At 36.0% G+C, this 14119-nt stretch carries 12 protein-coding genes and 1 pseudogene; 10 read left to right on the top strand and 3 right to left on the bottom strand.

Annotation, left to right across the window (positions count from 1 at the left end; all coding sequences use genetic code 11):
• A pseudogene (locus PVV68_RS08160) lies at nucleotides 1–562 on the top strand (DEAD/DEAH box helicase family protein); the annotation flags it as partial.
• Between the two features lie 321 nt (nucleotides 563–883).
• On the opposite strand, the gene PVV68_RS08155 reads toward PVV68_RS08160, so the two are convergent.
• Nucleotides 884–982 (bottom strand): tautomerase family protein, encoded by a 99-nt coding sequence (locus PVV68_RS08155; protein ID WP_404978440.1) that lies wholly within the window; start codon nucleotides 980–982, stop codon nucleotides 884–886.
• Between the two features lie 633 nt (nucleotides 983–1615).
• Between PVV68_RS08155 and PVV68_RS08150 the strand changes: the two genes are divergently transcribed.
• The 7 genes from PVV68_RS08150 to parE all read left to right on the top strand — a co-directional run bounded on the left by PVV68_RS08150 (nucleotide 1616) and on the right by parE (nucleotide 9268).
• Nucleotides 1616–2116: an NAD(P)-dependent oxidoreductase gene (locus tag PVV68_RS08150; RefSeq protein ID WP_273721001.1), complete on the top strand. Its 501-nt coding sequence runs from the start codon at nucleotides 1616–1618 to the stop codon at nucleotides 2114–2116.
• Nucleotides 2106–2714: a fumarylacetoacetate hydrolase family protein gene (locus tag PVV68_RS08145; RefSeq protein ID WP_273721000.1), complete on the top strand. Its 609-nt coding sequence runs from the start codon at nucleotides 2106–2108 to the stop codon at nucleotides 2712–2714. Before PVV68_RS08150 ends, PVV68_RS08145 begins: the two co-directional genes overlap by 11 nt.
• 62 nt (nucleotides 2715–2776) lie before the next feature.
• The gene (locus tag PVV68_RS08140; RefSeq protein WP_273720999.1) at nucleotides 2777–3343 is read left to right on the top strand and encodes a LysE family translocator; all 567 of its coding nucleotides are present in this window, start codon (nucleotides 2777–2779) and stop codon (nucleotides 3341–3343) included.
• A gap of 1359 nt (nucleotides 3344–4702) precedes the next feature.
• Complete coding sequence (locus PVV68_RS08135) at nucleotides 4703–5347, top strand: LemA family protein (RefSeq protein WP_273720998.1); 645 nt, start codon at nucleotides 4703–4705, stop codon at nucleotides 5345–5347.
• Nucleotides 5347–6234, top strand: a complete 888-nt coding sequence (locus PVV68_RS08130; RefSeq protein ID WP_273720997.1) for a YgcG family protein — start codon at nucleotides 5347–5349, stop codon at nucleotides 6232–6234. The genes PVV68_RS08135 and PVV68_RS08130 overlap by 1 nt, the downstream gene beginning before the upstream one ends.
• A 147-nt stretch (nucleotides 6235–6381) precedes the next feature.
• On the top strand, nucleotides 6382–7119 hold the full coding sequence (lipB, locus tag PVV68_RS08125; protein WP_273720996.1) for a lipoyl(octanoyl) transferase LipB: 738 nt from the start codon (nucleotides 6382–6384) through the stop codon (nucleotides 7117–7119).
• Nucleotides 7120–7201: 82 nt separating this feature from the next.
• Nucleotides 7202–9268, top strand: a complete 2067-nt coding sequence (gene parE, locus PVV68_RS08120; RefSeq protein ID WP_273720995.1) for a DNA topoisomerase IV subunit B — start codon at nucleotides 7202–7204, stop codon at nucleotides 9266–9268.
• Between the two features lie 20 nt (nucleotides 9269–9288).
• Here the strand turns inward: parE and recJ are convergent, their stop codons facing one another.
• Nucleotides 9289–11073 carry a single-stranded-DNA-specific exonuclease RecJ gene (gene recJ / locus PVV68_RS08115; protein ID WP_273720994.1) on the bottom strand — a complete coding sequence of 595 codons (1785 nt, stop codon included), beginning with the start codon at nucleotides 11071–11073 and terminating at the stop codon, nucleotides 9289–9291.
• A gap of 295 nt (nucleotides 11074–11368) precedes the next feature.
• Here recJ and rplM point away from each other — a divergent pair, with 295 nt between their 5' ends.
• Together rplM and rpsI are read left to right on the top strand one after the other, a co-directional pair.
• Nucleotides 11369–11833 (top strand): 50S ribosomal protein L13, encoded by a 465-nt coding sequence (gene rplM / locus PVV68_RS08110; RefSeq protein WP_273720993.1) that lies wholly within the window; start codon nucleotides 11369–11371, stop codon nucleotides 11831–11833.
• 2 nt (nucleotides 11834–11835) lie between these two features.
• The gene (gene rpsI, locus PVV68_RS08105; RefSeq protein WP_273720992.1) at nucleotides 11836–12321 is read left to right on the top strand and encodes a 30S ribosomal protein S9; all 486 of its coding nucleotides are present in this window, start codon (nucleotides 11836–11838) and stop codon (nucleotides 12319–12321) included.
• A gap of 368 nt (nucleotides 12322–12689) precedes the next feature.
• Here the strand turns inward: rpsI and PVV68_RS08100 are convergent, their stop codons facing one another.
• Nucleotides 12690–13055, bottom strand: coding sequence for a response regulator (locus PVV68_RS08100; RefSeq protein ID WP_208441924.1), 366 nt, complete (start codon nucleotides 13053–13055; stop codon nucleotides 12690–12692).
• Nucleotides 13056–14119: the final 1064 nt, after the last annotated feature.

Here is a 14119-nt window from a genome sequence, read left to right as displayed (position 1 = left end):
ATGCTATGATGCTTCTCACATCATTAAAAAAGAAGATATTAATAGCTTTATCGCTGCCTCTGGGAAAAAGATTTTTACGCGTCGTATTTTGGTTGATAGCACCGAAAGCAATTGGAGTGATAATGCTAACAACACTTGTGATGGTCAAGAGGTTCGCATTCAACAGATTAATCTGTTTGATTTAGAAAACAGTCAAATCGATTGGGGGGCTTATAAAGAACGAGGACAAGCCGTCCTTAAAGAGCAACCGAAAAAAAAGCTTTTAGATCATCAGATAGAAGCACTTGAGAGAGTTTGTGAAGGCTTAAAAGAAGCAGACCGTGGCAAGCTGATTATGGCGTGTGGAACGGGCAAGACCTTTACCAGTCTGAAGATAGCAGAAGCCCTTGCTGGTCAAGGTAAACGTGTTTTATTTCTTGTCCCCTCTCTTTCTTTAATGTCACAAACAATAAGAGAATGGACAGCAGATACAGAGATACCCTTGCGTTCCTTTGCAGTGTGTTCGGATACACAGGTAGGCAAGCGTCGTAAAGGGAAACAGGATGATGAAGCTGGTCTCGATGAATTTGTAAAAAGCATTAGAATACTCTACGTTTGATACGTATATCAACTATAGGTTTGGGATGACAGAATAAGTCGGGATATTACTCAAGAACTCCTCCTGTTTTAGTCGTGATTTTCCGAGACTCTATACCTATGTAGAGAATATTTCAACAAAAGTTGTGATGTTTCTATTCGCGATATGCTCTATTTATATGTTTGTACTCGCTTATTGCTATATGCTAAAATATCAAAACCGCCACTACACAATCTTCGCCAACTTGATTTTGCCACCAACATATTTTAATATTCTTGCATCTATCTTAGCCATCTTCTCGTTGCTTTAAGTGATAAGAATCAGAACATCAACTAATAATTGTGTTGCTCCTTCGATTAGTTGCCTTTTCTGTTCAGAGGTAATTCCTTCATTAGTAATTTTAATGTTTATGTAAGGTATAAGATCTCCATAATTTACAAATATTGAACAAAGAAGCTCAGATCAATGAACGCGAAAAGATCAAATATTATCACATATATAGATATATTAAAGCTCGTATCTACTCGTGAAATATACATACTACTAAACTTGAAAAGTATCGTTTATTGATATAGAAGTAATACAGAACAACAATAAACTGAATAGAAAAGTGGTATTTCCAAAGCAACAGATATGAATATTGGGAGCTTTGCATAGCAGCAAAAACTACTGCGCAGTGGTAGCGATGAGTATCATTACTACTGTGGTGTTTGTCATTCGTATAATTAAGAGAACAAATGGTGAGAAGAGAAAGTCCTTTATGTTAAGATACCAATCACTAAGGAAATGCTTCCAAACTCATTGACCAAACTAAAAACGCAATCAGTATTATGATGGACATGGTAAGCGCCCCCCTCCATACCGCATTAACCGTAATTTTGAGGGCTTCTGGCAAGCATCCAGACATAATAGTTGAACAAAAATACGATGAAACATGACGAGAAAATAATCTTAAAATATTCCGTCCAAAGCACAAAAACATTGGATTGATTGGCTTGGATAAACTAACAAAAACAATACTGGAAAGATTAAAGCCTTTTGAATTTTAAAGTGATTGTCTATGATCCATATATTGATGAAGGTTTAGCAAAATCACTCAATTTTAAACTTCTAGAAGATATGAACGCGCTTTTAGAAGAATCTGATGTAGTATCATTGCATTGTCCTCTTACAAAAAAGACCATGGGAATGATTAATTCAGAATTCCTCCAAAAGATGAAGAAAAACGCTATCTTAGTGAATACTGCAAGGGGTAAGATCTTGAGTGATTTTGATTGTTTAAAAAAACATCTAAGGAAGAATCCTGAGTTTCATGCATTCCTTGATGTTCTGCCCATAGAGCCACCAAATAGCCACCCTCTCATTAAAGCTTGGAGAGATAATGCTGATTGGCTATCATCAAGGTTGGTTATTAACCCACATAATGCATATTTTTCAGAAAGCTCTCATATTGATATGAGAAAAGATATTGTTGCAACTGTTATATCTTGTCTATACAAAAAGAAAATGAAAAACTTAGTGGTCTCCTATGATGAATAATATTTTCTGCGTTGGACGCAATTATGTAGAACACGCATATGAACTGGGCAATGTTGTTGAAGATGAGCCTGTTATATTTAGCAAGCCAAACAGTTCACTTGTGTTAGGAAATCAAATTTGTCTCCCTGACTTTTCTCAAGAAATACATTTTGAAACTGAAATTGTGCTTAGAATCTCAAAGGACACTTTTATGGTCAATGAAATAGAAGCTGAAGAATGTTATGATGCAGTAGCGGTAGGTCTTGATCTCACAGCAAGGGATTTACAAACAAAACTAAAAGAAAAAAAGCTTCCTTGGCTTTTGTCTAAAGGATTTAAAGGAGCCGCATACGTTTCTGACTTCATAAGCAAAGAAAGAATAAACAACCCAATAACTTTTGAAATGAAGCTAAATGGTAAAACGAGGCAATTGGGCAATACAAAAGATATGATCTTTGGCTTTGAGAAAATAATATCATTCTTAAGTCGCTACATCCAACTCACGAGTGGCGATATAATATATACAGGCACTCCACAAGGTGTAGGCAAACTTTCTTCACTTGATAGAATAGAATTATACCAAGAAGATAAATTAGTTTCAGAAATAAAGGTCAAATGAATCATCAAATAGTTACCTTTTTTATAGTCTCCTTATTTTTAGTCATATCCCCTGGGCCCAATATGGCTCTTATCATCGATAGCGCAACGAGATTGGGAAAAAAGAATGCTCTCGCTAACGTTGCTGGATTATGCACAGCAACATATGCGCATGGAGCATTTTCCATATTAGGTGTGTCAGCAATTATTCTCAACAATAAAACGCTCTTTTTTTTAGTAAAACTTATGGGCGGCTGCTATTTATTATATATGGGAGTTAAATCGCTTAAATTCGGAATAAACAACTTAAATTCAAGAGAAATAATATCACAAAATGAAAGCAATACTAAGGATGAGGTAAAGATTTTAACCAGCTACGTAGATGGTTTTATGACGCAAATACTAAACCCAAAGGTATCGATATTCTATATCGCAGCTTTTCCAAAATTCCTGTTTTCTGGTGGTAATATTAAAATAGGGTTTGAACTTGTAACCATACATTCCTTTAATATATTTGCATGGTTTACTTTGATGACCATTTTTATATCATTTGCGCGTATCATTTTAAAAAAGCAACGCATAAAAGGATATATTAATATAACGACAGGAACCGTTTTATCTTTGTTTTCTTTTTTTATTTTCTTTGGATAATTTCATTTTTTGATAACAAGTTGCACGACTTTCAGCAAAATCTTTTCATAGTCTTGTTTATTGCTATTCATATCAGCATTTAGATCCCCGCTAGAGCTGATACGAGCATGAATGCTTCCTTATTTTTATACATATAACTGAGTTATGAATTCATCTAGCGTACTCTTCCAATTTTAATAAATTAAAACTAGTGATCATCTCTTTAGTGAAAGTTTTAGCTATCTTATTGACCTTACTATCACCAAAATGTACCATAAATCGCAGGTTATAAATACTGAGAAATCATAGTAGACTTACAGTGACTGCCCATACTTAGAGGTTATCTTTGATCAATAGATATGGTAAATGTATTTGGCCAATTTCGCCGAATAGAGAGCAATTATAGCTTAAGTTATAGTCAATCTATAAAAATTTCTTTGCTGTTTGCAATATTCCAGTTGAGAAACATGCTAGACAGCAATTATCCTGTAACGGTCATTTGCACTCTTGCAGATTACACCTGTATTCCCGTGTCAGCATCCCATTTTCTATGCAGTAAATTTTTCGGTGAGAGTTGCACTTTTCCATTCAGTGCATGCATATGAGGTTTTTAGTTTAAGAAAGTAAGTACTCGTATACACCTTTTCAGGATTGGATATATCCGTTTGCCATAGCTATCACTCATAATCAAAGAAGTACACTAATTTCATTATCTCAATAGCTAATTGCTGCGTAATACTTAAAATGTCTTTGGTATCTTAGTTGGAAAGTACTCATAAGACCACATTTTGAATGAATATTCGAATTTAAAAACGCGGTCAAATCTGATTTTTTTACCAAAGAGTATAATAAACTTATGCCCTCTCCTCCATAATAGAAATAGTGATCAAAATAAAGAAATTACACGCCTGTTTCTTTTATTGCCCACATTCATTAGCAGAATTTTGCTTGGTGTATGACATACGATAATCAAGTTAGTATACTGTTTTATTAAAAAGTGCACAATATTTTCTTTTTTTAATATTAATTTTATTTTTACGTTTACTTATGGAATAAAATTGACAAATTTTTATATCCGTAGCTCTTAAAGTCGTCTAAAGCTTTATTTCTCATTGTTATCTCTAAAAAAGAAGCGATTTTTAAAATAAGAAGTATTCTTTTTTTGAAAATAACTTGCAATAATATATAAATATAATTTAGTATTTATGAGCGTATATTTACATGTATATTATTGATTTTACTATCAATCAATTACTAAAGTACGACACAATGTCTAAGAAGGTTAATTCATTCATGAAACTCTTTTTCTAAAATTAAAAAGACTTTTCATCAAAAAGATATATCCTATATACTACATAAAATCGCTGCGGAGATGCCTTTATGTTAAATGTACAAGCTGTTTCAATTCCACACACTTATTCCATAACTAAAATGGTAAGACAATTTTTAATTGTTCTTTTCTTGACGCTTTTAGTGCCATTCCTAAGTGGCTGCGGATTTAATACAATACCAACAAATGAAGAAAAAGCACATGCCGCATGGAGTGAAGTACTTAACCAATATCAACGCCGTGCAGATCTTATTCCTAATCTCGTAGAAACTGTCAAAGCCTATGCTGCTCATGAACAAGCTGTTTTTACCAATGTTATTGAAGCACGTGCTAAAGCAACGCAAGTAAACATCAACGCAGATATGTTAAATAACCCAGAAATGATGCAACAATATCTCAACAATCAAGCAAATTTATCAAGCGCTCTCTCACGTCTTATGGCTGTTGTCGAAAATTATCCTGATCTTAAAGCAAATCAGAATTTTCTTTCTCTTCAATCACAATTAGAAGGAACTGAAAACCGTATCTCTGTTGCACGCCGTGATTATATTGAAACAGTCCGTATTTACAATACAGCACTTAAGACAATGCCAACAATAATTTGGGCAAAATTATGGTTTCGTGATGCTAAGCCTATGCCAACATTTACGATTGATGCCAATAGTCAGCAAACTCCAAAGGTCAATTTTAATTAATGAAACTGTTTCGACATTCTATACAACGCAATGTTTTATTATATTTATGGACTTTTTTAAGTGCTCTATATCTAGTCATTGTATTGGGGAATGTCACTTACGCACAGAACAAATTTCCTCCCTTAACAGGCTATGTTAACGATGTGGCTCATTTGCTGGATAATGCAACAAAGCAGAATCTAACAGAAAAATTAGCTGAACTCGAAGAAAAAGCTGGAGATCAAATTGTCATTGTAACTCTTCCTACCCTTTCAGGAAGCGATATAGAGACGTACAGTAATGCTCTTTTTCGCAGATGGGGGATAGGTCAGAAACAAATCAACAATGGTGTATTGCTTGTCATTGCCCCCAATGAACGTGAGATGCGTATTGAAGTAGGCTATGGTTTGGAAAGCGTACTCACAGACGCTCTTTCCGCAGTTATCATTAATAGCTTTGTTCTTCCCAATTTTCGTGAAGGAAATTATCAAAAAGGAATTGTCGAAGCAGTTCATGCTATTATCAGTGTCATTACAGAAAATGATTCTGATTTTTCTATTCGAATCAAAGAAAAGGCTAAAATTGTTGAAGCACAACGCAAACAAGCTGAAAAAGAAGAAATGATAGCGAGTGCAATCATCTTTTTAATATTTTTTATCATGTTTGGTTTGCCTATTCTTGCAATGATCTTTGGAAAAAAAGTAGGACCCCAAAAATATCTCTGGATGGGAATCGTTTTTACACCTTGGTTTTTTAATTTAAATGCTGGCGGCAGACATTCTGATGATATCTTTGGCAACGGTTCAAGAGGTGGAGGATCATTTGGAGGAAGGAGATCATCTGGAGGAGGTGGTTTCTCTGGTGGTGGTGGATCATCTGGTGGTGGTGGTGCAACAGGAAGATGGTAAAATAAAAACAGATTCTTCAAACGTAGCAAATTCTTAAGATAAAATTTGCAACTGTATTATCTTACTTTTAATAAAATATTTGACATCTTACTCTATAGCTCTTTTATTGATATAATGCTACTTTAAACACCAACATAAATATTGCTCATGACATTTGAATTAAAACATGTTGATCGTGATCACTTATCACATCAATTTAAAGCGGTTTCTGCAAGTTCACCAGTGGAATGGAAAGTCAGCAATAGCTTGATCGAATATCCTAAAGCACTGCGTTATATGCAAGAGCATGTAGAAAACATTCTTGCAAAAAAAGCCCCTGAACAGGTTTGGCTCCTTGAACATCCTTCCCTTTATACAGCTGGTACAAGTGCAAATAAAAAAGATCTTTTAGCACCTCATTTGTTTCCTGTTTATGAAGCAGGGCGTGGTGGTGAATTTACATATCATGGTCCAGGGCAACGTGTTGCTTATATTATGCTTGATCTTAAACGCCGAAAACAAGATATCCGTGCTTTTATTAGTGCACTCGAAGAGTGGATTATACAAATGCTTGCAAAATTTAATATTAAAGGTGAACGCCGTGAGAATCGCGTTGGTGTCTGGGTTCAACGACACAATTTCCCATCAACACAAAGCGGTTTGCCTTCTGAAGATAAAATTGCAGCTATTGGCATTCGCGTGCGTAAATGGGTGAGTTTTCATGGAGTTGCTATCAATGTTAATCCTCATTTAGCGCACTATTCAGGGATCGTTCCCTGTGGCATTACTAATTATGGTGTAACTAGCTTTTTTGATCTCGGTTTTCCTGTAACAATGCATGATATTGATATTGCACTCAAACAAACCTTTGAACAAATTTTCGGTCCAACCATTGATATTTCCTAACTGCATTGATTTTTAAATAAAAAACAGGCATAAAATTTATTTTCGTGAAAACTATATTTTATGAGGTGGATAATCAAACGCTATGAGCGATAACAGCAAAGATCTTTTTAGTATTTTGAATAATGCGCAGTCTCGGATCAATACAAAAACAAAAAATCCGCAACCTCCCATGAACTCAGAAGCAATAGCTTCGAAAAAAAATACAAAAGATACACAAGAAGATAGCTATAATGCTCTCTCTATTCGCGTGCTTGAAGGATTAGAACCTGTACGTTTACGCCCTGGAATGTATATTGGTGGAACAGATAGTAAAGCACTTCATCATTTGTTTGCTGAAATTATTGACAATGCCATGGATGAAGCCGTTGCTGGTTATGCAGATTTCATTGACGTATCATTAGATAGAAATGGTTATTTAACGGTTACGGATAATGGACGTGGCATTCCTGTTGAAAATCATCCTCAAATGCCTGATAAATCTACTCTTGAAGTTATTATGACACAACTCCATTCAGGTGGAAAATTTGATGGAAAAGCTTATCAGACTGCTGGAGGACTCCATGGAGTAGGAATTTCTGTCGTCAATGCTCTTTCTGACGATATGGAAGTCGAAGTAGCACGAGAACGAAAGCTTTATCGACAACGCTTTTCAAGGGGTATTCCTCAATCTGGATTGGAAGATTTAGGTGATGTTTATAATCGTCGTGGTACGCGCGTTCGTTTTCATCCTGATAGTAAAATTTTTGGCGAAAAAGCCGCTTTTGATCCAGAAAAAATTTACACAATGGCACGCTCAAAAGCCTATCTTTTTGGTGGTGTAAAAATTCGCTGGAATTGTGATCCTTTCATCCTTGAAGACACAAAAAATATTCCCGAAAAAGCTGTTTTCCACTTTCCTGATGGACTTAAGGATTATTTGCTCTCATCACTCAAAGATGAATATCGCGTAACATCGGAAATTTTTTCTGGAAAAACAAATCACTCTAATGGTCATGGCTCTGTTGAATGGGCTATTGCTTGGCATGGTGGTGATGCTCATGTACAATCTTACTGCAATACTATTCCCACTGGAGAAGGTGGAACACATGAAATGGGACTGCGTCAAGCTCTTTTGCGCGGATTGAGATCTTACGCTGAATTAATAGGAAACAAGCGTGCTGCTATTATTACATCCGATGATGTGATGATTTCAACGGCTGCAATACTTTCAGTTTTTATAAAAAATCCTGAATTTGTTGGACAAACCAAAGATCGACTAGCAACAATTGAAGCACAGCGTATTGTTGAGAATGCAATACGCGATCCTTTTGATCATTGGTTGACAAATTCTCCACAAGAATCAACAAAACTCCTTGATTGGGTTATTGAACGTGCTGAGGAGCGCGTTAAACGCCGCCAAGACAGAGAAATAAACCGAAAAACAGCTGTGCGTAAATTACGCCTGCCTGGGAAACTCGCAGATTGTAGCCAAAACTGTGCTGCTGGCGCTGAATTATTCATTGTTGAAGGTGATTCTGCTGGTGGTTCCGCTAAACAAGCCCGAAACAGAGCAAATCAAGCGATTTTACCTCTTCGTGGGAAAATACTTAATGTAGCCAGTGCTGCACACGAAAAAATGAATTCAAGCCAAACAATTAGTGATCTTATCCTTGCGCTTGGATGTGGAACAGGCTCTAAATATCTTGAAAAAGATCTCAGATATGAACGTATTATCATTATGACGGATGCAGATGTTGATGGTGCCCATATCGCCTCACTCCTTATTACTTTTTTCTTTCAAGAAATGCCCGATCTTATTCGTCAGGGACATTTATATCTGGCGGTCCCTCCCCTTTATAGAATCTCACAAGGAGGAAAAATTGCTTATGCGCGTGACGATACGCATAAAGATGAATTGTTAAAAACTGAATTCACAGGGAAAGCTAAAATTGAAATTGGACGTTTTAAAGGACTTGGAGAAATGCGCGCTGACCAGCTTAAAGAAACAACGATGCATCCTGAGAAACGTACATTGCTACGCGTTTCTATTGACGCAATGGAAATGCAAAAAACGAAAAATATTGTAGAAAGTCTCATGGGAACAAAACCAGAAGCACGGTTTCGTTTTATACAAGAAAACTCTACTTTTGCTTCCAATCTCGATATTTAACGTGCAAAAAAATTCCCTCTTCAAACCACTGCTGCTGCATCAATCACGCGTAGCTGTGGATTGATTGTTCCATTCCAATAATTCAAACTCAAGTTACCAGCCAAATGGATCATTTCACCAACATTTCTCAACAGAAAATCACCAAGTGATGTCCCCACAGCACGGAAAGCTATTCCCTGCAGCCTTTTGCCTTCCATATTAGCCATCATAAGGCGAAGATGTCCTTTACCCACTTCAGACAAATTCATTAATCGGTGAGAAGGAAGAACAAAAACAGGTGTTGTATTCCCCGAACCAAAGGGGCCGGCTTTTTCAATCATATCAAAAAGCGCTTTATTAGCACCAGAAGCAGAAAGACAACCATCTATATTGAGAGACTTTTTAGCACGCAATTGTGAAACCATTAAAGAAACTTTTTCTGCTAGCCATTCTCGAAAAATTTCAATTTTTGTTGATTGGATTGTGAGTCCTGCTGCCATACTATGCCCCCCCCCCTTTTCTAATAAATTGAGTCTAACAGCTTCACGCACAAGGGCTCCTAAATCTATACCACTGATTGAACGTCCCGATCCAACCCCACTTCCATCTTCTTTCAAAGCAATGGCAAAAACAGGACAAAAAAAACGCTCTTTTAAGCGGGATGCAAGAATACCAATAATTCCTGGATGCCATTCTTGGTGAGCAAGTACAAGGGACAGAGGCGTTTCCCTATCTTGATAAAAAGAATTAATATAAGATTCTGCTTGCGCTAATTGAATACTCTCCATTTTTTGGCGTTCTTGATTAAGAAAATCCAATTGTTCTGCTATTTTGTATGCTTCATCTTTATCTTCACAACTGAGCAAACGTGCTCCCAAAGCTTGGTCGCCAATACGCCCTCCCGCATTAATCCTTGGACCTAACAAAAAACCTAAATGAAAACTATTCAGTGGCTCACCTATATGCGCAACCTTTGTTAAAGCTCCTATCCCGTGATTATGCATAGAACGCGCAACTTCGAGTCCTTTTACCACAAAAGCACGATTAACACCTTGTAAGGGAACGACATCACATATGGTTGCCAAGGCAACAAGATCAAGCATACTGAGAAGGTCAGGAAGTTTTCCTGCAAATTTCTTCTTTCGCAATAAATGATGGACCCACGCTAAGGTAACAAAGACAACGCCAGCAGCGCATAAATACTCTTGTCCAGAAAAATCATCAGGACGATTAGGATTGACAAGCGCAACAGCTTCTTGATGAATCTCTGACATTTGATGATGGTCTAAAATGATAACATCAGCGCCTGCAAGTCTGGCTGCTTTGACTGCATCTGGGCTGTTCGCACCACAATCAACGGTGATAATCAAATCAGCACCTTGTTGTACCAACATCCTCATCGCTTGTTCATTGGGACCATATCCTTCAATAATACGATCAGGAATATAAATTTTTACTTCGATACCCAAATAACGCAGAAAGCGCGCCATGAGCGCCGATGAACAAGCACCATCCACATCATAATCACCAAAAACTGCAACCTTTTCTTGCTTCAAAATAGCTTTCACGATGCGCTCTGCTGCACATTGCATATCGATAAAACTTTCTGGATCAGGCATAAGCGTACGCAGTGTTGGATTGATAAAAGCAACTGCTTCTGATTCATCCACATCTCTTGCCGAGAGAACACGAGCTAATTGATCTGGAAAACCAAACTTTTGAGAAATAGCGCGCGCATTATTTATCCCTTGAATATCAAGGGCATCCAACCAAGCTTGACCACAAGCAGAAGATTCAACATTGAGAAAATAACGGGACCGCTGCATTGTTGCTTACTTTATAATGAAGGCGAATAAAATACAATCATGCGTTCGAGATAAAACAGTCTTTTGCCACATTCATTCTCAATAAAATATACATAAACACCTCTCTGTATGCGGTATCATAGCACCACAATGATAACGTACTGTTTTATAAAGTTTTTATTTTCTCTTGACGTAAATCAAAAGACATTATATCAGAGCAGACAATACGCGTTAAATATTTCGCTATGGTACAATTTTCAACGCAAAACAACAAAAATGCCCTTCGTGATAAGGGTTTTGATATAAGGATACTTCTATGGCAACTTTTTCACAAAAGCCAACTGAAGTGGTGAAAAAATGGGTTATTATTGACGCTGAAAACCTCGTTTTAGGTCGTCTTGCCACATTTGTTGCTAACCGCTTGCGTGGTAAACATAAAGCTACATTTACTCCACATGTTGATGACGGTGACAATGTTATTGTGATCAATGCAGATAAAATATCTCTCACCGGTAAAAAATATACCGATAAAAAATATTATTGGCATACTGGCTATATTGGTGGAATTAAGGAGCGTACAGCGCGTCAGATTCTTGAAGGTCGTTTTCCTGAACGTGTTGTTGAAAAAGCTGTGGAACGTATGATTCCTCGTGGGCCTCTCGGTCGTCGTCAATTGAAGAATCTCCGTGTTTATGCTGGAAGCCAACACCCGCATGAGGCACAACAGCCAGAATCTCTTGACGTTGGTGCTTTAAACCGCAAAAACAAAAGGATTGCTTGATTATGGCTGAAATTAATTCTCTTGCTGAGCTTAGTGTCGTCACAAATACTGTAGAGGCTCATGAAAATGTCGCTCCCATCCATGTGCAAAAACTTGATTCTCAAGGACGTGCCTATGCAACAGGAAAACGTAAAGATGCTGTTGCCCGCGTGTGGATCAAACCAGGCTCTGGAAAAATTACCATTAACAATAAGGAATTTGACCAATATTTTGCGCGTCCTGTTCTTAGGATGATTCTTCGCCAACCAATTGTTGCAACAAACAGGGATAGCCAGTTTGATATTGTTGCAACCGTTGCAGGTGGCGGTCTTTCTGGACAAGCTGGTGCGGTGCGCCATGGTATTTCCAAAGCTTTAACCTATTACGAACCTGAACTTCGTACAATCTTGAAAAAAGGTGGCTTTCTTACCCGTGATAGCCGTGTTGTTGAACGTAAAAAATACGGTAAAGCAAAAGCACGTCGTTCTTTCCAATTCTCAAAACGCTAATTTTAATTTTTCTGCAATACATGGAGCCTCGTTTTCAACGGGGCTTTTTTGTTTCCTAAAACACAATATTCCTATGGCATGAGATTTGGCTTGTTTATCAATATTTTTTATGAAGACAATGTAGAAGAGAAGTTTTTTATCTTTAGAAAAAATAAGGATGCAAAATGCCTTATTTTGTAGGTAAGGACTGGAAATCGTCCATAAAAGCTTCAGAACTTCGATTTACATTTTTTAAAGTTGTGCTTTAGTAACTCAAGCATAAATAACTTATTCATATACACTCTCTTTTTACAGAAACATTAGCCATCTATGGTCAGTGATCTCATGCGCTTTTCAGTCTCTTTTTTCTACTATTATTAAGCAAAGTTTCAGTCTAAAAAATTCTTTACCATTGAGATAAAATGCGGAACAGAAATGGGCTTTGACATATATTCTTCACACCCACTGGCGCGAATTCGTTCTTCATCCCCTTTCATCGCAAAGGCTGTTACAGCAACAACTGGTATAGATCGAAGCTCCTCATCTTCTTTTAATTGCTTAATCACATCTATCCCTGATACTTCAGGCAATTGTATATCTACAAGGATAAGAGAAGGCATGGATGAACGCGCCAAATCTAATGCCATAAGGCCATTGCGCGTCTCAACAGTTTCATAGCCACTCGCTTCGACAAGATCACGGAATAACTTCATATTCAGTTCGTTATCTTCCACGATCATGACTTTTTTTGACATTACTATAACTCCACCCTTTGAGATAAATAGATCAAGAGAAATGAATACATACTCCCTTCTTTGTAAAATAAAATGATAAAAAAAATTGTAAACTACAAAGAGCCTCAATAATTTTTGTTACAAGCATTTTTTCGCAAATATTTGCCATGCATATCACTATGTTTTTTCATTTTATAAGCATAAAATCATAATAACTGTAAGATTATCGTGTATTTTTTGAACGGATCTACAAAATTTATGGATATCTTGATAACACATAGTTTTTTTCATCGTAGAAAAATATCAACCTCAAATTTAGCTCAAATATACATTTTAAAGAGGGAAAAATATAAATCACTTTGACATGCATTGGTTGTTTGGGTGCAAATAATCAGCGTTTAATTTGTTAAATTAGAGCGTTTACTATTATGATATTTTTTGTCTCAAACATTTGTATGATACATCAACAAAGCTCTTCAATAATACATTCAGAACAAAGATTACCGATGAATTTTAAACGAAATTTTGGAAGAAATCACACATGCAATTAGTGCAAAATTAAATGCAAAAGCGCTAACAATATTGGAAAATCTCATTATAAATTCTCAACATCTCCTTCCCACTTATTTTCTCTTTTTTATTATTCTTCAAAAGGAATTAGTGAGAAAATATGAACATAGAGAAAACTCTTTCAATCTTTTGTAATTTCTATACATCAATCACATGAGTTTTATCATTGATAAGCAATAACATCTGTATAGCTCTAGGCTTATTGTGCAACACCAGATGAAAGCATTGTTTTTGTTTATTGAAAGAGGAGGATATGAATCTTTATTTTACTCTTTGCAGCATTCGCCAAAATTGAAAAATAAGCTCACTTAAAATTTTCAAATAATAATATAAATTATAATTAAAACAAACTATTTTATATAATTCAATACATTATCAAGTAAATTATATTTATAAAGCATAATAATAACGAATATCAAAAAAGAAGTTGTAGATAATATTACAAAAATAATTTTAATAATATTTATTATTTTCTTTTTTACTATAATTTTTAGATTTATACTGTAAAAACATTG

Source organism: Bartonella sp. ML69XJBT (assembly GCF_028618515.1).
Taxonomy (GTDB): Bacteria; Pseudomonadota; Alphaproteobacteria; order Rhizobiales; family Rhizobiaceae; genus Bartonella.
This window is presented reverse-complemented; position numbering and strand designations above follow the sequence as displayed.